At 47.4% G+C, this 24,327-nt stretch carries 14 protein-coding genes; 8 read left to right on the top strand and 6 right to left on the bottom strand.

The features are described from left to right. Window positions 1-24 precede the first annotated feature (24 nt). The 3 genes from CXIVA_RS10735 to CXIVA_RS10725 all read right to left on the bottom strand — a co-directional run bounded on the left by CXIVA_RS10735 (window position 25) and on the right by CXIVA_RS10725 (window position 3,398). The gene (locus CXIVA_RS10735; RefSeq protein ID WP_013978056.1) at window positions 25-1,965 is read right to left on the bottom strand and encodes an NAD(+) synthase; all 1,941 of its coding nucleotides are present in this window, start codon (window positions 1,963-1,965) and stop codon (window positions 25-27) included. Window positions 1,966-2,083: 118 nt separating this feature from the next. Next, window positions 2,084-2,620 carry a C-GCAxxG-C-C family protein gene (locus CXIVA_RS10730; protein WP_013978055.1) on the bottom strand — a complete coding sequence of 179 codons (537 nt, stop codon included), beginning with the start codon at window positions 2,618-2,620 and terminating at the stop codon, window positions 2,084-2,086. A 34-nt stretch (window positions 2,621-2,654) separates the two neighbouring features. Then, window positions 2,655-3,398, bottom strand: a complete 744-nt coding sequence (locus tag CXIVA_RS10725; RefSeq protein WP_013978054.1) for a hypothetical protein — start codon at window positions 3,396-3,398, stop codon at window positions 2,655-2,657. A gap of 418 nt (window positions 3,399-3,816) precedes the next feature. On the opposite strand from CXIVA_RS10725, the gene CXIVA_RS10715 reads away from it, so the two are divergent. Together CXIVA_RS10715 and CXIVA_RS10710 are read left to right on the top strand one after the other, a co-directional pair. Then, window positions 3,817-5,271, top strand: coding sequence for a 4Fe-4S dicluster domain-containing protein (locus CXIVA_RS10715; RefSeq protein WP_013978053.1), 1,455 nt, complete (start codon window positions 3,817-3,819; stop codon window positions 5,269-5,271). A gap of 302 nt (window positions 5,272-5,573) precedes the next feature. Then, window positions 5,574-6,941, top strand: a complete 1,368-nt coding sequence (locus tag CXIVA_RS10710; RefSeq protein WP_013978052.1) for a short-chain fatty acid transporter — start codon at window positions 5,574-5,576, stop codon at window positions 6,939-6,941. 65 nt (window positions 6,942-7,006) lie between these two features. Here CXIVA_RS10710 and CXIVA_RS10705 read toward each other — a convergent pair whose 3' ends face one another. Together CXIVA_RS10705 and CXIVA_RS10700 are read right to left on the bottom strand one after the other, a co-directional pair. Beyond that, on the bottom strand, window positions 7,007-8,230 hold the full coding sequence (locus CXIVA_RS10705) for a class I SAM-dependent rRNA methyltransferase (protein ID WP_013978051.1): 1,224 nt from the start codon (window positions 8,228-8,230) through the stop codon (window positions 7,007-7,009). A gap of 147 nt (window positions 8,231-8,377) precedes the next feature. Then, a complete protein-coding gene (locus tag CXIVA_RS10700) occupies window positions 8,378-9,253 on the bottom strand; it encodes a nitroreductase family protein (RefSeq protein ID WP_041729032.1) in 876 nt (291 codons plus the stop codon). A gap of 347 nt (window positions 9,254-9,600) precedes the next feature. On the opposite strand from CXIVA_RS10700, the gene CXIVA_RS10695 reads away from it, so the two are divergent. The 5 genes from CXIVA_RS10695 (at window position 9,601) to CXIVA_RS10675 (ending at window position 15,967) form a co-directional block, all read left to right on the top strand. Next, window positions 9,601-11,667, top strand: coding sequence for a metallophosphoesterase (locus tag CXIVA_RS10695; RefSeq protein ID WP_013978049.1), 2,067 nt, complete (start codon window positions 9,601-9,603; stop codon window positions 11,665-11,667). A 33-nt stretch (window positions 11,668-11,700) separates the two neighbouring features. Beyond that, a complete protein-coding gene (locus tag CXIVA_RS10690) occupies window positions 11,701-12,852 on the top strand; it encodes a YibE/F family protein (RefSeq protein ID WP_013978048.1) in 1,152 nt (383 codons plus the stop codon). A 97-nt stretch (window positions 12,853-12,949) separates the two neighbouring features. Continuing rightward, window positions 12,950-13,633, top strand: a complete 684-nt coding sequence (locus CXIVA_RS10685) for a helix-turn-helix domain-containing protein (protein WP_013978047.1) — start codon at window positions 12,950-12,952, stop codon at window positions 13,631-13,633. Then, window positions 13,630-14,589: an IS3 family transposase gene (locus CXIVA_RS10680; RefSeq protein WP_013978046.1), complete on the top strand. Its 960-nt coding sequence runs from the start codon at window positions 13,630-13,632 to the stop codon at window positions 14,587-14,589. The genes CXIVA_RS10685 and CXIVA_RS10680 overlap by 4 nt, the downstream gene beginning before the upstream one ends. Before the next feature lie 133 nt (window positions 14,590-14,722). Then, window positions 14,723-15,967, top strand: coding sequence for an IS256 family transposase (locus CXIVA_RS10675; RefSeq protein ID WP_013978045.1), 1,245 nt, complete (start codon window positions 14,723-14,725; stop codon window positions 15,965-15,967). Between the two features lie 489 nt (window positions 15,968-16,456). Here CXIVA_RS10675 and CXIVA_RS10670 read toward each other — a convergent pair whose 3' ends face one another. Next, window positions 16,457-23,326, bottom strand: a complete 6,870-nt coding sequence (locus tag CXIVA_RS10670) for a leucine-rich repeat protein (protein WP_013978044.1) — start codon at window positions 23,324-23,326, stop codon at window positions 16,457-16,459. On the opposite strand from CXIVA_RS10670, the gene CXIVA_RS14555 reads away from it, so the two are divergent. After that, on the top strand, window positions 23,225-24,313 hold the full coding sequence (locus CXIVA_RS14555; protein WP_347475628.1) for a transposase: 1,089 nt from the start codon (window positions 23,225-23,227) through the stop codon (window positions 24,311-24,313). The genes CXIVA_RS10670 and CXIVA_RS14555 overlap by 102 nt on opposite strands. The last annotated feature ends 14 nt before the right edge of the window (window positions 24,314-24,327 follow it).

The following is a 24,327-nucleotide window of genomic DNA, read 5'->3' as shown; positions in this document are numbered from 1 at the left end:
CCTGTCTAAATCCCGGCGTCCCGGTTATTTCCTGTCATCTGTACCGGACAGTCCATTCATTTCGTTCAGCTTCCGCATCCAGATTTCGCTGGATGCATCCGAAGGCATCCGAAGATCTCCTCGGGGAGACAGAGCCACCGAACCGACTTTCGGGCCGTCCGGCAGGCAGGAACGCTTGAACTGCTGGCTGAAAAACCGGCGGTAAAATACCCGCAGCCAGTGATGAATCGTCTCTTTCTGATAGATACCGGCAAACGTATCGCAGGCGATGCGGAAGATCTTATCCGGTTCATATCCTGCCCGCAGCATATAGTACAGGAAAAAGTCGTGGAGTTCATAGGGCCCCACCAGGTCTTCGGTTTTCTGGCTGATTTCTCCTTCTTCCGGCGGGATCAGTTCCGGACTTACGGGTGTATCCAGGATATCATCCAGCACGGCTGCCAGCGCCGGATCCCCGCAGGTATCTGCATAGAAGCGCACCAGATAACGCACCAGTGTTTTCGGGATGGATACATTTACCGCATACATGGACATATGATCCCCGTTATAGGTGGCCCAGCCCAGCGCAAGCTCAGACAGATCCCCGGTTCCGATGACAATTCCATTCTCTTTATTGGCAATGTCCATCAGTACCTGGGTCCGCTCTCTTGCCTGCCCGTTTTCATATGTCACATCATGCACAGACGCATCCTGACCGATATCGCGGAAATGCTGGTTCACCGCATCACGAATGGGAATCTCCATCAGATGGGCGCCAATCCGCTCGGTCAGCAGGCAGGCATTCTGATAGGTCCGGTCCGTCGTGCCGAAACAGGGCATGGTCACCGCATGGATTCCCGTGCGGGAAAGTTTCAGAAGATCAAAGGCCCGGGCCGTCACCAGCAGCGCCAGCGTGGAATCCAGGCCGCCGGAAATCCCGATGACAACAGAAGAAGCATGGATATGATCCAGACGTTTTGCCAGTCCCATGGCCTGCATGGTCAGGATATCCTGACAGCGTTCCTCCCGCTGATGAATATCCTGCGGAACAAACGGATGAGCCTCAAACTGCCTGGTCAGCTTCGTATCCTTGATCTGCAGGGATCCATGAACGGTCACATACGCGGAACGGTCTCCGGCCGGATAGGAACTCATGCGCCGGCGCTCAAAGGCAATCCGGTCCAGGTCAATCTCTGTAATAATGGTGCTGTTCCCATAGCGCCGGGATTCTTTCAGCAGGGTACCGTTTTCCGCAATCATGTCATGACCGCCGAACACCAGATCCTGGGTGGATTCGCCATAGCCTGCGGAGGCATAGAGATAGGCGCTGACCAGTCTGGCTGACTGACCGGCAACCAGCTGCCTGCGGTAAGCCTCTTTGCCCACCATCTCATTGCTGGCTGACAGATTCAGAATTACGGAAGCTCCGGCCTGTGCGTGTCCGATACTCGGCGGGCAGGGAACCCACAGATCCTCACAGAGTTCCGTGCCGATTACCAGATGGGGCAGTTCCGGTACGTCGATCAGAATATTCATGCCGAAGGGAACCTTTTCCCCGTTGATTTCAATCCATTCCGCTTCCGCCCTGCCCGGCTCAAAGTAACGCCGTTCATAAAACTCATTGTAATTCGGAATAAAACGCTTCGGAATCAGGGCCAGCAGACGGCCTCTGTTGATCACAGCCGCCACATTGTAGAGCTTTCCGGCGTGTTCCAGCGGAAGCCCGATGGCTGCGATCAGATCCAGATGGGCCGTTTCCCGCTGAATCCTGGCCAGCTGTTCCCTGGCTTCCGTCAGCATTCTTCCCTGCAGGAACAAATCATTGCAGGTATATCCCGTCAGACACAGTTCCGGAAATACTGCCAGTTTCACCTGTTCCTCCGCCAGCTGCTGTATGGTCTGAAGGATTTCCACACAATTGGCTCCGCAGTCTGCCACTGTCACTTTCGGGGATGCCGCCGCAACTTTCAAAAATCCGTGTTTCATTTTGTTTTCTCCAATCTCGCTGTTTTCTCATCCCTGTTCCGGATGGATTTCTGTATTACTCTTATGCAGTAAAGGAAGGCCAACAGACCGGTTTCCCCATCTGTCAGCCTCCTTGCTGTTATCGTCCTGTTTCTTTTTCTGCTGTTTCCGCCTGCCGCCCTCCGCTGCCGGCCATCCGGTATTCCGGATGATTCCGGATATATGCGCCGAGTATCCCGGCCGCGCTTTTCACCAGTTCTCTGCAGGGACGCCCGCGATAATATTCTTCTGTCCGGGCTTCCGGCTCCGGAAGATCCCTCCTGCACCGCAGATTCAGAAGCTCCCGGCATACAATGGAGCCGTTTTCGGCTTCAAAAGCGGCCGCCAGTTCCTGGATCCTGCGGTAATGTTCCGCCTTCGGCGCCCCCGTCTCCGGTCCTTCATAGCCATACAGCATGCCTGCCGCCAGAAACATCCCGCTGACGGCTCCGCAGACTTCCCGAAGCCTGCCCATACCGCCGCCAAAGGAAGAAGCCATCCGGGTCAGGAGCCCCGGCTCCACCGGCAGAAGATCCGCAAAGGCCAGGAGCACGGACTGAGAACAGTTATACCCTTCGGTAAAATATCGGCCGGCTGCTTCTGCCCTGGCCGCCGCATTCTGCTTGCTGCTGTCCATACGCTCCTCCTGAAAATATTCCAGCTGGTAAGAATCATATCAGATACGCCAGGCTGGAATTCAGCTGCCGTTTGGCTGTTTTGTAACTGCTGCCTGACAAGCGGAATTTTCTGTAGTGATACGTCTGTACCGATACCTTTTTTCCATTGACATACTCTTTTGACGATCTGACGCGCCCGGACCGGATGACCGAACGGATCACCCCTACATCCGTCACTTTGCCGGAAGCATCGTAATCCCGGTATCCGGTATAATTTCCCCTGGCATCACAGCGATAGGCTGTCTTCTGCTGCAGCCTTCCCCTGGCATTGTACTGCTTTTCGGAAATCAGCTGGTGTTTCCTGTTATACCCATAGTTCACACGGCCCGCATAAGCCCCCGAAGAATCATAGGACTTCCGCCGGATCACATATCCTGCCCGGTTATACTGATATCGATACACCCCTGTGATATCAGAGGATCTGACAAACCGGGTGCGCTCACTTGCCCGGACAATCTGTTTTCTGCTGTTGCAGCGATAGGTCAGCGTAACCGAAGCGTTCAGAGACGGTATCGAAATCACGGATTTCTTCAGGATTCCGGTTTTTGTATAATCATACCGATATGTCACGGTATAGGTTTTGCCGGAATGGTACATGTTTCCCGTAATCTTATCCGGAAGATACAGTGTCTTTTTTGTGGCTGCCTGTGCAGGCGCTGCCGGCAGACAAAGCATACTGACTGCCAGCGCGCCGCTGATCCCTATGGCTGCAAGTTTCTTTCTTTTCATCTTCTTCATCCTGTTGCTCCCTATGCTCCGGATCATGCGGTCCGGTCGGACAGTTATATTGCGCTGCAGGCCACCGCAATCACTGCAATGACCAGTATAATCCAGAAAAATTTCAAAAACAGTTTGATCAAACCAAAAATGATTGAGCAGATCAGCCAGACAATCAATATGGCCAATAAGATAGATAAAATTGCCATTCGAAAATATGTCCTCTCTTTCTGTTCTAATGTCCTCATTATACAGCGATTTCCATCCGGTGACAATCTGCACTGCAGCAGGGGAATGATATTTCTGTTTCAGAGATTGTTAAACATTTGTTTTTTAATGTATACAGAATACATTGCATCAGATTTGGTACCTTTTTACTCTGATATTCCGGAGACTCTTATGGTATGATTAAGAAAAAATCAGGTAAAGGAGAATCGCTATGGCTAAACCAGGAACAATCAAACATCTGCAGCATGAAGTTATGTATGAAGTTGCCCGGCTCGCATTTGAGGGAACGCTGGACGAAAAAGCCGAGTACATTCCGGACACCATTGTGCCGGGTACCCTTCCCCACTACCGCTGCTGCGTATACAAAGAGCGTGAAATCGTACGTCAGCGTGTGCGTCTTGCCATGGGCAAATCCGCCGGCCCGAAGGATGACGGCAATATCATCCAGGTCATAGAGCCAGCCTGCGCGGACTGCCCCATTTCCAGCTACGTCGTTACAGACAACTGTCAGAACTGTGTAGGCAAGCCCTGTCAGAGTGCCTGCCGCTTCGGCGCCATTTCCGTAGGCGACAAACGGTCCCGCATTGATCCGAACAAATGCAAAGAATGCGGCATGTGCGCGAAAGCATGCCCCTTTAACGCCATCGCCCATCTGGAACGCCCCTGCAAATCCAGCTGTCCAGTGGATGCCCTGACCTATGACGAAAATGGCCTTTCCGTTATTCTGGAAGATAAATGCATCCGCTGCGGCCAGTGCATCACCCACTGTCCTTTCGCGGCAATCCGTTCCAAATACTGGCTGGTGGATGTCATCGAAGCATTGAAATCCGAAAAAGAAGTCTATGCCATGGCCGCTCCTTCCATCGAAGGACAGTATGGGGAAGGCATCACCATGGCCAGCTGGCGCAAAGCATTAAAAGAAGTGGGATTCACCGACTATGTAGAAGTGGGGCTCGGCGCTGACCTGACCACTTCCGCCGAGGCGGTAGACTGGAAGGAAGCCCACGAAAAGGGTGAAATGCGCACGACTTCCTGCTGCCCCGGATTTGTCAATATGATCTACCGTCATTATCCGGAACTGGCCGACAAGGTTTCCACCGCTGTCAGCCCGATGTGCCAGACCTCCCGTCTGATTAAGGCGGAACATCCGGACGCGGTCACCGTCTTCATCGGACCCTGTGTCGCAAAAAAATCCGAAATTATTGATCAGAAAATTCCCGGCAATGCGGACTACGCCATTTCCTTTTCTGAAATCAACGCGATCCTGCGGGCCCGGGGAGTCACTCTGGAACCCATGGAGGAGGACTATCAGCGGGCCAGTGTCTTCGGAAAAATGTACGCATTTGCCGGCGGCGTGGCGGATTCCTGCGTAGAATACCTCAAGGAAGAGGGCTATCAGGAAGATCTTTCCATTCTGAAAGTCTGCGGCGGAGCAGAATGCAAAAAAGCTTTAAAGCTTGCCTCCCTCGGCCGGCTTCCGGAGGAATTTATCGAAGGCATGGCCTGCGACGGCGGATGCTTCCACGGTCCCAGCGCCCGGGATGACAGCGCAAAGGCTGTCCGGGACCGGAAAAAAATGATTGCCCGCGCGGACAAACGCACGATCCACGAAAACCTTGCAGACTATGACCTGACGAAATTCTCCCGCTACCGGGAAGAAAACTGATCGTTTTTTGCTCCTGCAGTCCTATGACTGTCTGGTTTGCCAGTGCCTTTTCTTCTGTTTGTACCGAAAACAGAAGAAAAGGCATTTTTTATCTGATAACACCAGGTACTTTTTTTATTCATTACAGAAAAAATACACTTTCATGTAAAAAAATCTGCCATATTCACCGGAATCTATTGCTTTTCCATTTGAATAAATGTATACTTGGTATACAGTTAGTGTGCAAATGTGCTAAAGTTACACTAGCAAAAACGGGTGAAGTGAGTAATTTTGTTATCTAATTTGAAAGAGGGGTGTCATTTATGTTCAAGAAATTCACAAATGGCTGCGTGCGTATTGTGCAAAGATTACTGCCCGACGCATTTATCTTCTGCATCATACTGACCATCGTAGTATTCGTGGCCTGCATGCCTGTCACGGGCATGAATCCCATTCAGGTGGCATCCGCATGGGGATCCGGATTCTGGTCCTTGCTTGCATTCTCCATGCAGATGGCTCTTGTACTCGTACTCGGTACCGCCCTGGCAAACGCGCCGGCAGTACATCGCGGTATTGTCCGCTTAGCATCTATTCCGAAACGTCCGGTTCAGGCAATCATGTTTGTTACCGTCGTTTCCACCATCTGCTGCTGGTTAAACTGGGGCTTCGGTCTGGTTGTCGGCGCAATCCTGGCAAAAGAAGTTGCAAAACAGGTGAAAAACGTAGACTACCGCCTGCTGATTGCCTCCGCTTACTCCGGCTTCGTTGTATGGCATGCCGGCGTATCAGGTTCCATTCCGTTAACCGTTGCTACCTACAATGACAGTGTAAAAACCGCGACAGCCGGTGTTATCACCAAGGCCATTCCTACTTCCCAGACTATTTTTTCTGTCTGGAATCTGATTATGGTTCTGGCTGTATTAATTGTCATCACTTTTGTCAACGGCAGAATGCATCCGGATGCAGAACATACGGTAACCGTAGATCCTGCATTGCTGGTAGATGAGCCGATTCCAGAAAAGAAAAAAGCTGAGACCCCGGCAGAAAGAATGGAAAACAGCCCGATTCTTTCCGCGATTATCGCCATTATCGGTGTCATGTACCTGATCTATTACTTCTATTCCAGCGGTTCTTTCAATTTATCCCTGGATGTAGTAAACCTGATCTTCCTGGTACTGGGTATCATTTTCCATAAGACCCCCATCAGCTATGTACGCGCCATCATGGACGCTGCAAAGAGCGCCGGCGGCATTATCCTGCAGTTCCCGTTCTATGCCGGAATCATGGGTATGATGACCACAGCCGGTGCCAACGGCGTATCTCTGGCAGGTGCCATCAGCGATTTCTTCGTAAGCATCTCCACCCAGAGAACCTTCCCGGTATGGACATTCCTCTCTGCCGGTATTATCAACTTCTTCGTTCCTTCCGGCGGCGGCCAGTGGGCAGTACAGGCTCCGATCATGATGCCTGCCGGCAAAGCGCTGGGTGTTACACCGAACATCACCGCTATGGGTATTGCCTGGGGTGACGCATGGACCAATATGCTGCAGCCGTTCTGGGCTCTTCCCGCTCTGGGTATCGCAGGTCTGGGCGCCCGGGATATCATGGGTTACTGTGCCGTTATTCTGATCGTAACCGGTATCATTGTTGCCTGCGGCTTCCTGTTCCTGGTTCCTGTTCTGGCTTATTAAGGGATGAACCTTTACCCGTTTTGAAAAACGCCTTCCGATTTCTTGCAGTCGGAAGGCGTTTTTTTTTACTGTTCCATACACACCTGAAAAATATAAAATTTCAAATAATAGGAGGTTTCTTCCCTGTTCCACAGAATCGGGTGATCCGGCGCCTGTGTCCGGAACTCAATCTGACGGAGCCGCCGGTGCGCGCTGCGGGCGGCCTCTTCAATGGTCTTCGCGAAAAGCTCCTGGGTCATAAAGTGGGAGCAGGAACAGGTGGCAAGGATTCCTCCGTCCCGCACCAGTTTCATTCCCCTGCGGTTGATTTCCCGGTATCCCTTAATGGCCTGGCGAGTGGCCTGCCTGGACTTGGTAAAGGCTGGCGGATCCAGGATCACCACATCATAAGTCTCCCCCTGCTGCTCCAGTCGGGGCAGTTCATCCAGCACATCGACCTGACGGAACTGCACCCGATCCGACAGACCGTTCCGGACAGCGTTTTCTCTGGCCTGCTGCACCGCGAATTCGGAAATATCCAGGCCAATCACTTCCGCCGCGCCTGCCAGTCCCGCATTCAGCGCAAATGTTCCTATATGGGTAAAACAGTCCAGCACCCGCTTTCCCCGGCAGAAACGCTGCATCGCAAGGCGATTGTACTTCTGGTCCAGGAAGAATCCGGTTTTCTGCCCTTCTGCCACGTCCACCAGATAACGTACCCCGTTTTCTGTGATTTCCACTTTGGTAGTGAAGGGATCCCCATAGAATCCCTGATACAGGGGCATTCCCTCTTTCCGGCGCACCTGGGCGTCCGACCTCTCATAGATTCCGCGGATCCGGATCCCGTCCTGCCGCAGCACGTCGGTCAGTTCCGTTAAAATCCTCTCTTTGAGCCGGTCGATTCCAAGAGCCAGCGACTGCACCACCAGGATATCCTCGTATTTGTCCACAACCAGGCCGGGCAGCCAGTCCGCCTCGCCAAAAATCACACGGCAGGAGGAACAGTCCGTCATCACCATTTTCCGGTAATTCCAGGCATCCTCCACCCGCTGCCGGATCAGAGCCCCATCCACCGGCTCCTGTCTCCAGCGGGACAGCATACGGATCCGGATTTTGGAATTTTCGTTGTAAAACCCATAGCCGAGAAAAAATCCGTCAAAATCCTCCACCCGGAGAATCTCCCCGTTTTCAAAGTCTCCGGTGACCGCAGCGATTTCATTGTCGTAGATCCAGGGGCCGCCTGCTTTCATCAGTCTCCCGCCGCCCTTTTTCAATCGGGCGGTTCCGTCACTTACCAGTATTTCTTCCATTCTGTATTCCCTTCTGCTCTGTATCGAATATCCGTCTGCTTTCCCACGGATATCTCTTGGAAAAACCGCAGAAAAAATCCCCCGTACAGGATCCGGTATGCTCTGGCAGCAGGCCAATCCGTCCGGGGGAAATTCTGTGGGTTTTGATCAGTTCTCTAAATTATAATATGCGACAATTTCATATTCATCCGGTTTCTTGGTATCACCGATCTGCTCCGGAATCCCCATCTTCCACGGACCACCGGTACCGTTGAGTTCATCCATTACGGCGTAGAAGTTCAGCATCGTGGCTCCCAGATCCAGACGGGTGTCATTTTCTGTGATCATCTCTTCCTTCTTGGCCAGCAAAAGCAGGATCTTGCTGCTGAACATGAAGCGGTAGGGCTGACGGTTCAGGAAGCTCGGCGCCAGGCTGGCGGCATAGATCGCCTTATCCACCTGGGGTGCGATCCTTCTGGGATCCCAGTCCACCGGATTGCCCCAGACCCCGTAATACGCAATATCTTCCTGGGCGATTTTCGGCGCTACATGTCCCTTGCGCTCATTCATTGTTACATTGGACGGATTGATGATATCCAGACGCTTCAGGGTGCGTTCCTGCTTGCCATAACCGAAAGCGACAATCGCTGCCACTTCTTTCTCAGAAGAAATATTCAGCACTTTTTTTACAAAAGCGTCATCATTCACGGACAGCCAGCAGTGGTTCAGGCCCATTTCCTCCAGCTGGAGAACCAGATCCTCGACGATGAATCCTGCATTTTCAATGGCATAGTCTGTCTTCTCCGTAAGGAGCACCAGATAGGCCGGAGCGCCGAATGCTTTTCCGCCATAGCCGGCCACGCCTTCTAAGCGCACCCCTGCGTCGCCGGTAAAAATCTGCAGTTCTGTAGCAATCTCCGGGATCAGACGTTTTGCCTTGTTTTCAAAAAAATCACGGATCTCATCCATCTGTGCCGGTGTGATATCTTTTTTGCGGTATTCCCGAATGGACTGTCTTTTTTCAATTCGTTCTGCGTACTTCATAACCTGTCCTCTCTTTTCTTTATTCTTTTCGCTGTCCATATTATAACATTTTGGAATTTCTTTTGCACCTGAAAAGGAAAAACTTGCCGCAAAACTGTCTCGATCTTTCCAGAACAGCGATTTGTAAAGCAACCTTTACCTTCTTTTTCCACACATGCATGTTATGTATACCTGGTTTCACCTATATTAGATATTGTTTACATTCGTTCCTCGGGCTTTCCTGTCTTTTTTCATTTTTTTTACAGGATCTGGACTGTATGTGTATCCGGGATTCTATATAGTAAGAGTCGAGCTCAGATTACCAAGACACGTGTTTTCTCTTCGTATCAATCATTTGGAGGATATTTATGAAAAAGAGAATCAAACGACTTTCTGTTCTTCTTTGCTCTGCCGTACTTGCATCCGCATCCGGGGTCACAATAATCCCGATGACAGCTCAGGCAGCAACAGAACATTTTAATGACGCATCCAAAGACAGCACAGCCTGGAGCAATTATAAATCCAACTGGGCGGACATTTCTTCCAATTATGAAAATGTGTCCCTGACCCCCGGCGCGACGCAGAGCAGCCTGAATTTTGCCTGGTATTCCAAAACTGCGGAAACTCCGCAGATCCGTCTGTCGGAATCCAAAGATATGACGAATCCCGCAGAATTTTCCGGTACGCAGACAAAAATCGATGCTACCCAAAGTGATCTGAACGGACTGGACGGTTACTACTCCAACAAAGTCACCGTCACCGGACTGAAGGAAAACACCGGTTACTACTATCAGGTATATAAAAATGGGGCCTGGAGCGATCCGGTTTCCTACCATACCAGAAATTCTTCCGATTTTTCTGTCCTGTATGTGGGCGATCCGCAGATCGGCGCCAGCACCAAGCAAACGGATTCGGAAAATACCCAGCTCTCAAACAAATATGATACTAAGGACAATCTGGCCGCCCGCAACGATTCCTACAACTGGAACAAGGTGCTCAAGCAGGCCGTATCCGCCAATCCTGACGCCAGCTTTCTGATTTCTGCCGGTGATCAGGTCAACGCTTCCACCCACGAAACAGAATATGCCGGATACCTGAGCGCCTCCGCATTAAAGAGTCTTCCGGTGGCAACGACCATCGGAAACCACGACTCCACCAGCAGCCGTTACAGCCTGCATTTCAACAACCCCAATACCTTCTCGGATTCCGATGATTCCTATACCGCAGGGCGCACGGCAGCAGGTACCGACTATTACTACCGCTACGGCAATACGCTGTTTATCACCCTGGATACCAACAACTATAACTGCGCGACACACGAAAATGTCATCAAAAAGGCCATCAGTGAAAACAAGGATGCCAAATGGAAAGTGGTAACGATCCACCAGGATATCTATGGTTCCGGCCTGGATCATTCTGCAAGCGACGGAATCATTCTTCGTACCCAGCTGACCCCTCTGTTTGACAAATACGGAATTGATGTGGTACTGCAGGGACACGACCACACCTACTCCCGTACCTATCAGCTGCAGAGCGACGGTTCTTCCCACACTGCCTATGACAGATCCTCTTACGGAAGCGCAGACAAAACCGCTTTCCAGAATGACAACCTGTGCTACTCCATCAAGAGCGGTCAGCGAAGCGGCACCGTGGTCAATCCCAAGGGCACCGTATATATGGAGGCCAACTCCGGTACCGGATCCAAATTCTACAATCTGATCCCGACGCAGCAGGATTACATTTCCGAACGGAGCCAGACCTGGACACCCAGCTATTCTGTAATTAATATCACAGATGACTCCTTCTCCATCCGGACTTACGATGCAACCACCGGTGCCGCACTGGAGAATTCCACTGCTTATACCATCAAAAAGACAGATGACTCGAAAGAAAATACCTCGGACAGCGGCAAAAAAGAAACGAAAAACCTGCAGCGTGCCGGTATCCAGTCTCTTCGTCTGAGCAAATCCAGCTATACCTACAACGGAAAGAGCCATACGCCGAAGGTACAGATCAAGGCAGAGGACGGCAGCTGGTTAAAAGAAGGCAGGGACTTTACCGTTTCCCGTTCTTCTTCCAAATCCATCGGAACCCACAGTGTCACTGTCAGATTCATCGGTGATTACAAGGTGGCAAAGAAGGAGACTCTGAACTTTAAAGTACTTCCCGCAAAGACTTCTCTTTCCCTGAAAGCATCCAAACGCAGTCTGAAAGCAACAGCCAAAAAGACCGCCGGCGGTGTCCGCTATCAGTTTGCTTACCGGAAATCCGGATCCAAAACATGGAAGACCATAAGCGCGAAAGGCACAAAAGTTTCCATCAAAAAGCTTTCCGCCAAAAAGAAATACTCGGTACGGGTACGCACCTATAAGAAAACCGGCGGAAAAACCTACTTCAGCACCTGGAGCGCTTCCAAAACCGCCCGCACCCGCTGATCAGAAAATCGCTAGAACACAAAGGAACAGAACATGAAGGCAGTTACAGCAATTCAAAAGAAAAGCAACCATAATATCCACGCCATCCGGCGGATCCTGATCCCGGTGATCCTGGTCCTGCTCTTTGGCATGATCCTGTACAAATGCAACCAGTTTACCAAAGAGCCCCTGACTTCCACTGCGGGACAGACCTACGAACGTGCGACTGTCACTGCAGTGACCCGGGACAATCTGGCAGAAGACGGCAACCGATACGGCAATCAGCAGGTAACGGTCCGCATCAACTCCGGTACTTACAAAGGAAAGAGTTTCTCCGCCACAAGTCCCAGCGGTCAGCTCTTCGGGGCCACCTGCAAACCGGGTATGCATGTCATTGTAATCTTCAGTGCCTCCAGCGGTACACAGGTTGCAACGGTATACAGTCAGAACCGGATTCCCGCCATTCTTGCATTTATCGGTATCTTTACCGCAGCGGTCTGCCTGATCGGCGGCCGCAAAGGAATCCTGTCGATCTTCGGACTGGTTTTTGCCTTCACTGCCATTCTGTACCTGATGTTTCCGGCAATCTATCAAGGTGTCTCCCCCATCCTCATGGCAGTCCTGGTGTCCGTGCTGACAACAGTCGTCACACTGGGGCTGCTGAACGGATTCTCGCGGAAAACCTGGTCTGCCATGCTGGGGACCTCCTTCGGCGTGGCTGTGGCCGGTATCGCTGCCGCGCTCTTTGGAGCTGCAGCCGGAATCTCCGGTTATAATGTAACAGAAATCGAAACCCTTTCGTATGTCGGACAGCACTCCAGTCTGCAGATCGGTCAGCTGCTGTTTGCCGGAATTATCATTTCCGCCCTGGGTGCCGTCATGGACGTAGGCATGTCCCTGGCATCTGCTGTCCAGGAGATTCATGAAGCCAATCCTTCTATGGGACGGCGGCAGCTGTTCGCGTCAGGCATGCGTGTCGGCCGCGATATGATGGGGACAATGACAAACACGCTGATTCTGGCCTTTGTAGGCGGATCTCTCACCACACTCGTTATTGACTACGCCTACAACATCAGCTTTTATCAGCTCATCAACTCCTATCAGATCGGCATTGAAATCATGCAGGGGGTGGCCGGAAGTCTCGGCATCGTCCTTACGGTTCCCATCACTTCCTTCATCGCCTCCTGGCTGACAAAAAGAAGCTGATCATTTTCTATAAAACTGCATGAAAACACCGGAGAATGATATGGTACCTCTAAAGTAGATAGGTTAAATAACCAAAATCTACTTTGGAGGTATTTTTATGGGAAGAAAACCCAAGTGTACAGTTGAAGAAAAAGTTGCTGCTGTTGAGGATTACTTGAATGGAACACGTTCTGTCTCTAAAATCATGGTCGACTTATCTATAAATAGTACACGAACCATAAGGAACTGGATACTGGCATATCAGAATGGTGGTATAGAAGCTCTCTGCCCTGTCACAGCCAATCACTCCTATTCCAAGGATTTTAAAATTGAAATGGTTCAAAGATATATTGCCGGGGAAGGATCGGTTACGGATTTATGTTCCAGATATGGCATTCCTGGACATGGTACACTACAAAAATGGATTTCGTTGTATAATGCCAATAAAGAACTTCGGGATTATAATCCCAAGAGGGAGGTCTATATGGCAGAAGCACGAAGAAAGACAACGCTAACCGAGCGCAAGGAAATTGTCGAATACTGCATTGCCCATAATCGAGATTACAAAGGAACTGCTTCACTGTATGATGTTTCATATGGGCAAGTGTATTCATGGGTAAGAAAATATGATGCCGATGGAGAAGACGGACTATCGGATAAACGTGGGCGTCACAAATCAGATGATGAAGTAGATGAATTGGCACAGCTCCGTAGGGAGAACCTTCGGCTGAAACGCCAGTTGGAAGAAAAAGACATGATGGTAGAACTGTTAAAAAAAGTGAAGGAATTCGAAAGGATGTGACGCTGGGAAAACTACGCAATCAATCAAAATATCTGACAATTCAGCACTTTTATGAAGAGAAACACTGGAGCATCAACTGGATGTGCCAACAGCTTGATATCTCACATTCATCTTATTATAAATGGCTTCACAGATCTGTGCCGGATCAAGAACAGGAAAATATAAAGCTGGCCGAACTGATCAAAGAGTATGACGAGCGCTTTTGTCACATCCTTGGATACCGTAGAATGACGAAGTGGATCAATCACTTCAATCATACTCATTACAGCAAAAACAGAGTTCACCGTATCATGCAGAAACTGGGAATTCATTCCGTGATTCGTAAGAAAAAATATAGATCATCTACTCCGGAAGCCACAGCTGAAAATCTTCTCAAGAGAGACTTCTTTGCCACAACTCCAAACGAAAAATGGACAACAGATGTAACTGAGTTTAAGATTCCTGGGACGGATAAGAAACTATATCTGAGTGCTATCCTGGATTTGTATGACCGCAGTCCAGTGTCCTATGTGATAAGCAGAAGGAATGATAATAAGTTAGTTTTCGATACTTATAATAAAGCGCTTGAAATCAATCCTGAAGCAAAACCTATTTTTCATAGCGACAGGGGATTTCAGTATACCAGCAAAGTGTTTCAAATGAAGCTACAGAAACAAGGCATGAAACAGTCCATGTCCCGTGTTGGTCATTGTATCGATAATGGCCCGACCGAAGGACTCTGGGGAATTATCAAAACAGAGATGTTTCAGATGTACAATATCACTGATGAACGTTCCCTGAAAGAAGCACTCCACAACTATATGCGATTCTATACTTATGAACGACCGCAGGAAAGGTTTGGCTGCATGACACCTGGTGAGGTACGCCAAGCAGCATTAGAAGCGACTACTCCTGTGCAATACCCGATTGCAGAGAATAAACGAATTAAAAAATACAAGGCTCAATGGTGCGCCTAAAAGATTGGCGGCATAAACGTCTCAACACAAAAATCCGTCACGAGCCTATGAAATAATCTCTGTAAAAATGAATACTTAATCGTATCATCCAGGTCTTCTATGATAAAATCAAATTTATAGGAGGCCTTTGATTATGGCAAACAAAAAGCGAAATGTCTACAAACCGAAACCCATGACAGAAAACAAAAGAAATATCATCCAGGGACTGTTTGAAGAGTACGATATCGAAACAGCGGATGATATTCAGGACGCCCTGAAAGATCTGCTGTCCGGAACGATCCAGGAAATGCTGGAAGCTGAAATGGACAACCACCTTGGCTACGAAAAGTATGAGCGTTCTTCCGAACCAAATGATCGAAACGGAACAAAGTCCAAAGGCGTCCGCAGTAAATATGGTGAGTTTGAGGTAGATGTCCCACAGGACCGGCAAAGCACCTTTTCCCCTAAAGTCCTTCCGAAACGTAAAAAAGATATTTCGTCAATCGATGAAAAAATCATATCCATGTACGCAAAGGGAATGTCCACACGTCAGATTTCAGATACGATCGAAGACATTTATGGCTTCGAGGTGAGTGAAGGCATGGTCTCTGATATTACCGACAAGTTGCTGCCAAAAATTGAAGAATGGCAGAACCGGCCGCTCTCCGCAGTATATCCGATCGTTTTTATTGATGCGGTTCATTTTTCTGTTCGTGATGACGGCGTGATACGAAAACTTGCTGCCTATGTTGTCTTGGGAATCAATGATGAAGGCAAAAAAGAAATCCTAACGATTGTGATTGGCGAAAATGAAAGCAGCAAATACTGGCTGAGTGTATTAAATAGCTTAAAAAACCGTGGGATACAGGATATCTTGATCCTTTGTTCCGATGGTCTGACGGGAATTAAGGATGCCATCAGCACTGCCTTCCCTAAAACAGAACAGCAGCGCTGTGTTGTCCATATGGTGCGTAATACGTTGAAATATGTCGCGAACAAGGACATGAAAGCATTTGCCAAGGACCTAAAGACGATTTATACAGCTGCGGATGAAAAGGCCGCGCTGGAGCAGGTTGACCGCGTAACAGAAAAATGGTCCGGTCAGTATCCCCATGCCATGAACCGCTGGCATGAAAACTGGGATGCGATTTCGCCTATTTTTAAATTTTCGAAAGACGTGCGGACGGCTTTCTATACGACAAATGCGATCGAATCCTTAAATTCGTCGTTCCGCCGACTGAACCGGCAGCGCAGCGTTTTCCCGAGTTCCCAAGCCTTGCTAAAAGCTTTATATTTATCATCCTTCGAAATATGCAAAAAATGGACTATGCCGATCCGGAACTGGGGCAGAGTCCGCGGAGAATTATCGATCATGTATCCGGAACGGATGCCTGAATAACAAAAATCCGTTGGCAGGTAAATGTTGAAATGCACGCCTGACGGAGTCGGGTACCCTTGACATGCCTGTGGATTTCTGTTAGATAGTAACCAAGGGCTGAACAGCAGGTTCTGCCGTCCAGCCCTCAATAATTATCATAGAAAATCTTATTTACAGAGAATTATTCACACGCCCCAAAAATCCGTCACACCGATAACAGCATGACGGATATCTGTAACTATTTTTAATTATTTTACCTGTCTACTTGACAGGGGGCTGATCAGAATACCTCTCCGGTGTTTTTTTCATAAATTAAATCCTTTCGTTTGGCATAGGCTCCTCCCACTACCTTCAGGTGGTGGGAGGAGCCTTGTAAATCTTTAGCCATTAGCCCTGACTCTTAATATACTTTTTTATAGTCGCTGCCGATACTTCTCCAATGCTGCAAGCAAAGTATCCTTTTCTTCCAAAACTACAATAGCCAGGTTTCCCTGGCTATTGTATGATAAATTATTTTGTTTTTACAGCCTTTACCTGTGACCAGTTGCTATAATACTTCTTTCCTCCAATTGTTTTGTATGTCTGAATACGAATATAATACTTTTTCTTTTTCTTTAATTTAGAGATCTTTGCTGATGTGCTGTTATATTTTTTTATAATCTTATACTTTGATCCTTTCTTAAATGATTTACTCGTTGAATATTGTATGCGGTAGCCAGTTATATTCGGTTGTTTTGACCACTTTACAGAGAAAGACTTTTTTGCACCAGTAAGCTTCGCAACCTTTATCCCTTTCGGAAGTACTTTAATTGTTACCGTTTCTGACGCGGCTTTATATTTTTCTGTTTGTGTAGCTGTAATAATAATTCGTGCAGTACCAACTCCCTTGATAGTAACAATACCTGAAGACGATACAGTAGCAATCCTCTTATCAGATGACACATATGATAATTTTCCATCACCATTTGTTTTAGCATTCATTTTAAATGGTTTCATGCCAAATATCTTCGTAATAGAATTATCAACAATAATCTTTTGACTTATTACTGTTAATTTCGAATACTGCATTTCTGCATTTTTCAATTTTTCGTAATTAGTAACGGATCCCTTCAAGCTGTCCGAAAGCGTATTGTATGCTTTTCGGGCTGTTTCGATCGTAGCTTTCGAATTCAGCGTTACCGTTCCAATCGCATTAATCTTCCGGATTACTTCCGCAACGGCTTTCTGATCAGCTTTTCTCTGCTCATCTGCAGCTTTCAGTTCCGCATATGTTTTCTCTGCTTTCACCAAAGCCGCATACTGCTTGGACGTCACCAGATCTTTTTGCGCATCCGTCAGTGCATCATAACCGCTTCTTGCTTCTTCGATGGCAGTTTTCGAATCCAGCGTTACTGGCCCGATTGCCTGGATCTTTTCTGCGACTATACCCGCCGCTTTCTGATCGGCCTTGAACTTCCCATCCGCTTCCTCTAATTCAGCATACCGGCTTTCCGCATCTGTAAGTACCTGCACCGTCTTCTCATTGACCAGTTTCTTCTGATCGGCTGTCAATGCATTATAGCTGCTTCTTGCCTGCTCGATATCCTTTTTGGAATTTAACGTTACCGCTCCAATTGCCTGAATCTTTTCTGCGACTACATCCGCTGCTTTCTGATCTGCTGTCTTTTCCAATTTCGGAATCTCTTCCTGCTCTTTGTATCCACAGCCGGTGCAGATACGTTCCTTCAGTCCTGTCTGTTCATAGGTTGCTTCTTTGACATTCTTCCACGCATCAAATGTATGTGATTCTGTCTCTTTATGAGAAGCATCATTTGCGCAGACATGTGTGTGTCCGGACTCATCATCGGATATCCACTCACCGTAATCATGACCGGTGGCAGCGATTTCCTCTGTTACTTTGTCGCTGCACACCGTACAGGTCTTCTCCCGGCTTCCCGGATCTGTGCAGGTTGCTTCTTTTGTAACAACCCATTCTCCATAAGTATGGGGCCCTTTCTCAATGACACGCTCACTTCCTTCCTGTACAGTATCACATACTGAACAGTGTATTGACTCAGATCCTTCTTCCAAACAGGTGGCTTCCTTATCGACTGTATAGTTTTCGTTCCATATATGACCTTTCGCAGGAATAGGCTCTGTGTAGTGATCTTCACAGCGGCTGCATGTATAAGTAAGTTCTCCTTCTTCTGTACAACCTGCCTCCGTAGTTACTTCAGACTGATAATCATGTCCCAATGCCTCAATTGACTCTTCCTTTGTCTCGCCGCAAGCACAGGTATATGTCATAGTACCTGTTTCTGTGCAAGTTGCTTCTGTCGTTACAGTTCCTTCATCCCACTGATGTACGTGCGGAGTCCAATGTGCGTACAGAATCATATCCGATTTACAGATATCTTCTTCCGTCACTTCTTCTCCCTCTTCTGCTTCAGATGTATACCATCCGGCAAAATCATAATCATCCCGGACCGGAACCGGCATATCTGTGAGTTTTGCACCATATCCATAGGTACCTGTGCTCATACCTTCTTCCGTGAAGTGTCCTTCTCCAGGAATGAAGGTGACTGTAAATGTCTTAAGTTCTCTGGAAACCTGAACCGTAATATCCGAAAGAACCTTCAGCTCCCAGTTCTCATCAGCAAGTGTTTTCTCTTCACCGTCTATCACCGCTACATACGAATACTGATATCCGACTTCCTCTTCATCTGTCGGTCTGCAGACTTTCTGCCCCCGCTTCAGTTCCAGTTCTTTCTCAATTTCGCCGGTAAAGCGAACCTGATACGTTTCCTGTATAACAGAAACATTCACCGAATTTGTATGGTCTCCGACGGAAGCCGTAATAGTAAGTGCTTCAGCCATCTCATCCGGATCAATAACAAGTTTTCCCGTCTGATCAATTGTGGTTCCTTCAAATTCCTGCCCTTCGATACTCCAGTCAGCTTCATCTGTATAGGTATCGATTCCCGTGCAGGTTGATACACTCAGCTGGTAAGTCTCACCTCTCTTCAGTTCATCGCTATCAGCAATTCCGCTGATCTCAGGATCATAAAGCGGAACAAAGGTGTAGTTCTTTTCCGAAGCATAGCTTTCGGCACGGGTACCTTTATAGCCATAGAACTTTACACCCGATGCCATATTATAGAAGGAAGTACTGTTAAGCGTTGTGATTCCCTCCGGGAACTGTACGGCCGTGAGAGAATTTGTATTATAAAATGCGTTGCTTCCGATGCTGGTCAGTGAATCCGGCAGAATAATTTGTTTGAGGTTCGGATAATCTTTGCTGCTACAATAGCAGGTATAATTTCCGATATGCGTGATTCCTTCCGCAAACGTGATCTTCTCCACATTTGCCCGCGTTCCGTAGCATACGCCTCCTGTATAACAATTGTTCTCGCTCCCTGGCACGGCATCGGTCATGACGCCTGTCTCTCCGGCTGTATACACAATTTCTTTTGCTCCGCAGCCTAAAAATGTATCAGCACCGCTATCAGCACCGCCGCTATATTCCCATTTGATATCCGCCGGCAGTGTCACCTTCTGTACATCGCTTGTTCCTCTGAATGCCGCTCTTCCCAAAACAGCTTTTGATGATCTGATCTCAATCTCTTCCAGAGAACTGCATCCACTGAAGGCATATGCCCCAATATCCGTTATATTGGATGACAGCGTTACCTTCCCCTGCAGTCCGGATGCTCCACCAAAAGCAGATTGTCCTAATGACGTAAACTCACAGCCCGCAGCGATATTTCCGGTGATTCCACAGGAACTAAATGCATATTGCCCTACTTCCTTCAGACTCGACGGCAGCGTACAGTCAAACGTCCCTCCTGCATTATAAAACGCATATTCTCCGATACTTTCCAGCCCTTCAGGGAAGTTCACCTGCTTCAGGTTCGGATATGCTCTGTCGCTGCCACTGTAATAGCAGGTATAATTTCCGATATGCGTGATTCCTTTTTCAAACGTGATCTTCTCCACATTTGCCTGCGTTCCGTAGCATACGCCTCCTGTATAACAATTGTTCTCGCTCCCTGGCACGGCATCGGTCATGACGCCTGTCTCTCCGGCTGTATACACAATTTCTTTTGCTCCGCAGCCTAAAAATGTATCAGCACCGCTATCAGCACCGCGGCTATATTCCCATTTGATATCCGCCGGCAGTGTCACCTTCTGTACACCGCTTGTTCCTCTGAATGCCGCTCTTCCCAAAACAGCTTTTGATGATCTGATCTCAATCTCTTCCAGAGAACTGCATCCACTGAAGGCATATGCCCCAATATCCGTTATATTGGATGACAGCGTTACCTTCCCCTGCAGTCCGGATGCTCCACCAAAAGCAGATTGTCCTAATGACGTAAACTCACAGCCCGCAGCGATATTTCCGGTGATTCCACAGGAACTAAATGCATATTGCCCTACTTCCTTCAGACTCGACGGCAGCGTACAGTCAAACGTCCCTCCTGCATTATAAAACGCATATTCTCCGATACTTTCCAGCCCTTCAGGGAAGTTCACCTGCTTCAGGTTCGGATATGCTCTGTCGCTGCCACTACAATAGCAGGTATAATTTCCGATATGCGTGATTCCTTTTTCAAACGTGATCTTCTCCACATTTGCCCGCGTTCCGTAGCATACGCCTCCTGTATAACAATTGTTCTCGCTCCCTGGCACGGCATCGGTCATGACGCCTGTCTCTCCGGCTGTATACACAATTTCTTTTGCTCCGCAGCCTAAAAATGTATCAGCACCGCTATCAGCACCGCGGCTATATTCCCATTTGATATCCGCCGGCAGTGTCACCTTCTGTACACCGCTTGTTCCTCTGAATGCCGCTCTTCCCAAAACAGCTTTTGATGATCTGATCTCAATCTCTTCCAGAGAACTGCATCCACTGAAGGCATATGCCCCAATATCCGTTATATTGGATGACAGCGTTACCTTCCCCTGCAGTCCGGATGCTCCACCAAAAGCAGATTGTCCTAATGACGTAAACTCACAGCCCGCAGCGATATTTCCGGTGATTCCACAGGAACTAAATGCATATTGCCCTACTTCCTTCAGACTCGACGGCAGCGTACAGTCAAACGTCCCTCCTGCATTATAAAACGCATATTCTCCGATACTTTCCAGCCCTTCAGGGAAGTTCACCTGCTTCAGGTTCGGATATGCTCTGTCGCTGCCACTACAATAGCAGGTATAATTTCCGATATGCGTGATTCCTTTTTCAAACGTGATCTTCTCCACATTTGCCCGCGTTCCGTAGCATACGCCTCCTGTATAACAATTGTTCTCGCTCCCTGGCACGGCATCGGTCATGACGCCTGTCTCTCCGGCTGTATACACAATTTCTTTTGCTCCGCAGCCTAAAAATGTATCAGCACCGCTATCAGCACCGCGGCTATATTCCCATTTGATATCCGCCGGCAGTGTCACCTTCTGTACACCGCTTGTTCCTCTGAATGCCGCTCTTCCCAAAACAGCTTTTGATGATCTGATCTCAATCTCTTCCAGAGAACTGCATCCACTGAAGGCATATGCCTCAATATCCGTTATATTGGATGATAGCGTTACCTTTCCTTGCAGTCCGGATGCTGAAGAAAAGGCAGATGCTCCAATTTTGGTTACGCTGCTCGGTATTACAATTTCATACAGATTAGACCCACTGAATGCATTGCTATATATACTTGTCAATCCATCCGGCAGGATGACTTCTACAATATTTTTATTCAGTCCTTTTGTATACCACGGTGCACTTGTCATGGCACCACTTCCGGAAATTATTAACGTTCCATCTGACCTGAGGTTATATGTAAGATTCTCGCCACAAGAACCAGAATCTGATACTTTTTCACTCCACTGCGCATAGAGTGTAATATCCCCTTCGCAGATACTATTCGCCAGTATCTCTGTTCCGCCTTCAGATTTGGTGTACCAGCCGGCAAAGCTATAGCCGGATCGGGAAGCAGTCGGCAAAGTACCATACTCATTTCCTTCCTTTACATATTTCAGCGATGCACTGCTGACACCTCCATTTGCATCAAAACTGACCTTATAAGATCCGACAGGTGCTTCTGAATTGCCATCATCATCCACTGTGTCGATCTCATCTGGCGCCGAATCAACAAATCGATAACTGATCGATGATTTTGATTCATCCTCTGATGATGGGTCTACGACCTGACCGTTCGTATAAACTACCCGTTCAACGCTATATCCGCCTTGTGAACCACCAAAAATCGAAAATAGTCCATCTATAAAATTACTGAACCAGCTGCATTTTTTTACACGTTCTGAATAAATCCACCTTTCATTTCCGATTTGATACCACACATGTCCGTTATTCGGATTTGTATAAGATCCAATAACATCGAGTTTTGTTCCTTTCAGCGCAGATACACCTGTGTTCGTAGACTTGCCATTCACTTTAGCCCATGGCGCTAAATGCAATACAGCTTTATCTGCAGTAACCTTGTAGGTTCCCGTATCAGAAGTTCTTACTTCATAAAGATTCACTGTGTTGTTAAGCCATTGCGTCCTAGAATTCCCGTCTTCATCAGTTGCAATTACCTTATAATAATAAATACCTTCTGGTGCTGTAAGTGTACATACAACATCTTGTTTCTTCTTATCTTCTTTATCAGTGCAGCTAAGTTCATAAACAGATACTAGCTGTGAATCATTCTGACCAAACTCTCGCTGCAATACAGATATGTGATCAATTCCACAATTATCTGTAACCGTAAAACTAAGGTTAAATCTAAATCCACTGGAATTTCCAGAAGAAGATAACCCACCATAAGATCCTTTGAGTATCACCTTTCCATCACCAGTTACCTCTGGAGGAATAAAATCAAATTTGGGTCTGATAAAACACAATGCAGAATCAATCCGCCTTGTTTTTGTACTTGCTGCGGGACCGGATAATGTATTCGTTTCTACTGTAGACATATATGTCCCATCGATGATTGCCGTTACAATTCCTATATGCCCAAATTCGCTGTTGGTATATTCGTTTCCAACATTATTATCCCCGACATTAACATATTTACCCCATACAACCACGTCCCCGGGTCGAGGTGATCCGTTTACGATTTTCCATCCATCAGGAGGCGTATTTGAAGCATAGTCAATTGCATTTCCACTTTGTTTAGAACCAACAAGATAATTATAATAGGCCTGAATCAAATCTACACACTGGCAGCCAGCAAAATTGTCCAAATTTTTACACCAGGATTCTGCTGCTCTCTGATTTACCCATGCGATGGCCTCTTCCTGATTAGGATGTTCAGCATCAGCACTTACACGACAAGGCATTATCATGATGGAAAAAACCACAGACAGTACAAAGAGCAGCCAATAATATTTCACATTTATTTTTTTCATTTTCTCTCTCCATTTATGGGATCGAATACTCTTTTAGATAATTATTCTAACACAAATAAGCCCTTATCCATATATGCGAATCCCTTCCTTCATTACTTTTTTCAGCAAACCTTCGTTGTAAGGAGTTATATCGTTTATGTACATTATACATTTTCTTCTCTCTTTTATTCAATCCCTTTACCAGCAAAACTGCTGACTCCTGCCGCCCTTCCAATACTGTTTAGACAGAAAAGAACCATACTTGCAAATGCGCTTAATGGTCGCGTTAAACTGTCCTATTTCACTGAAGGCATGTCTCAATATTTTGACCAAACAATCTATAAGTTTGGCACAGCCAAGCTCACAAAAAAGCTTGGTAAATATTATCTTCACATACCAGTAACTTATGATGTCGAAGAAAGTAATATTTCTGACATTTGTAATGTGGTAGGCATTGACAGAGGGATTAACTTCGTTGTTGCAACCTATGATAGTAAGCACAAGTCTGGTTTTGTAAGCGGGAAAGCTATCAAGCAGAGACGCACCAGCTATTCCAAGCTTCGCAAAGAACTCCAAATGCGACAGACACCTTCCGCAAGAAGAAGACTGAAAGCTATTGGTCAGCGAGAAAACCGTTGGATGCAGGATGTGAACCATTGTGTATCAAAGGCACTCGTTGAATCTAACCCAAAGCATACTCTTTTCGTACTTGAAGATTTGACAGGTGTTCGTAATGCCACAGAACGCGTGAGAACAGAAAATCGCTATGTTTCTGTATCGTGGGCGTTTTATGACCTCGAACAGAAATTAATTTACAAGGCAAAACAGAATCAATCTTCTGTAATAAAGGTTGACCCTCTGGTAATTTCTGTTTTTTCTATATACCTAGTGTATACTTTATCTATTTTGTATGGGCAAAACATAGAAATTCTTCTATTATTGTCATTTTTATCTATAATCTTATGGTTTTCTCCTTTTATTTTTTATATAATTTCGTCAAATAAATAAACTATTTGATAATT

It is taken from the genome of Clostridium sp. SY8519, from assembly GCF_000270305.1.
Taxonomy (GTDB): domain Bacteria; phylum Bacillota; class Clostridia; order Lachnospirales; family Lachnospiraceae; genus SY8519.
This window is presented reverse-complemented; position numbering and strand designations above follow the sequence as displayed.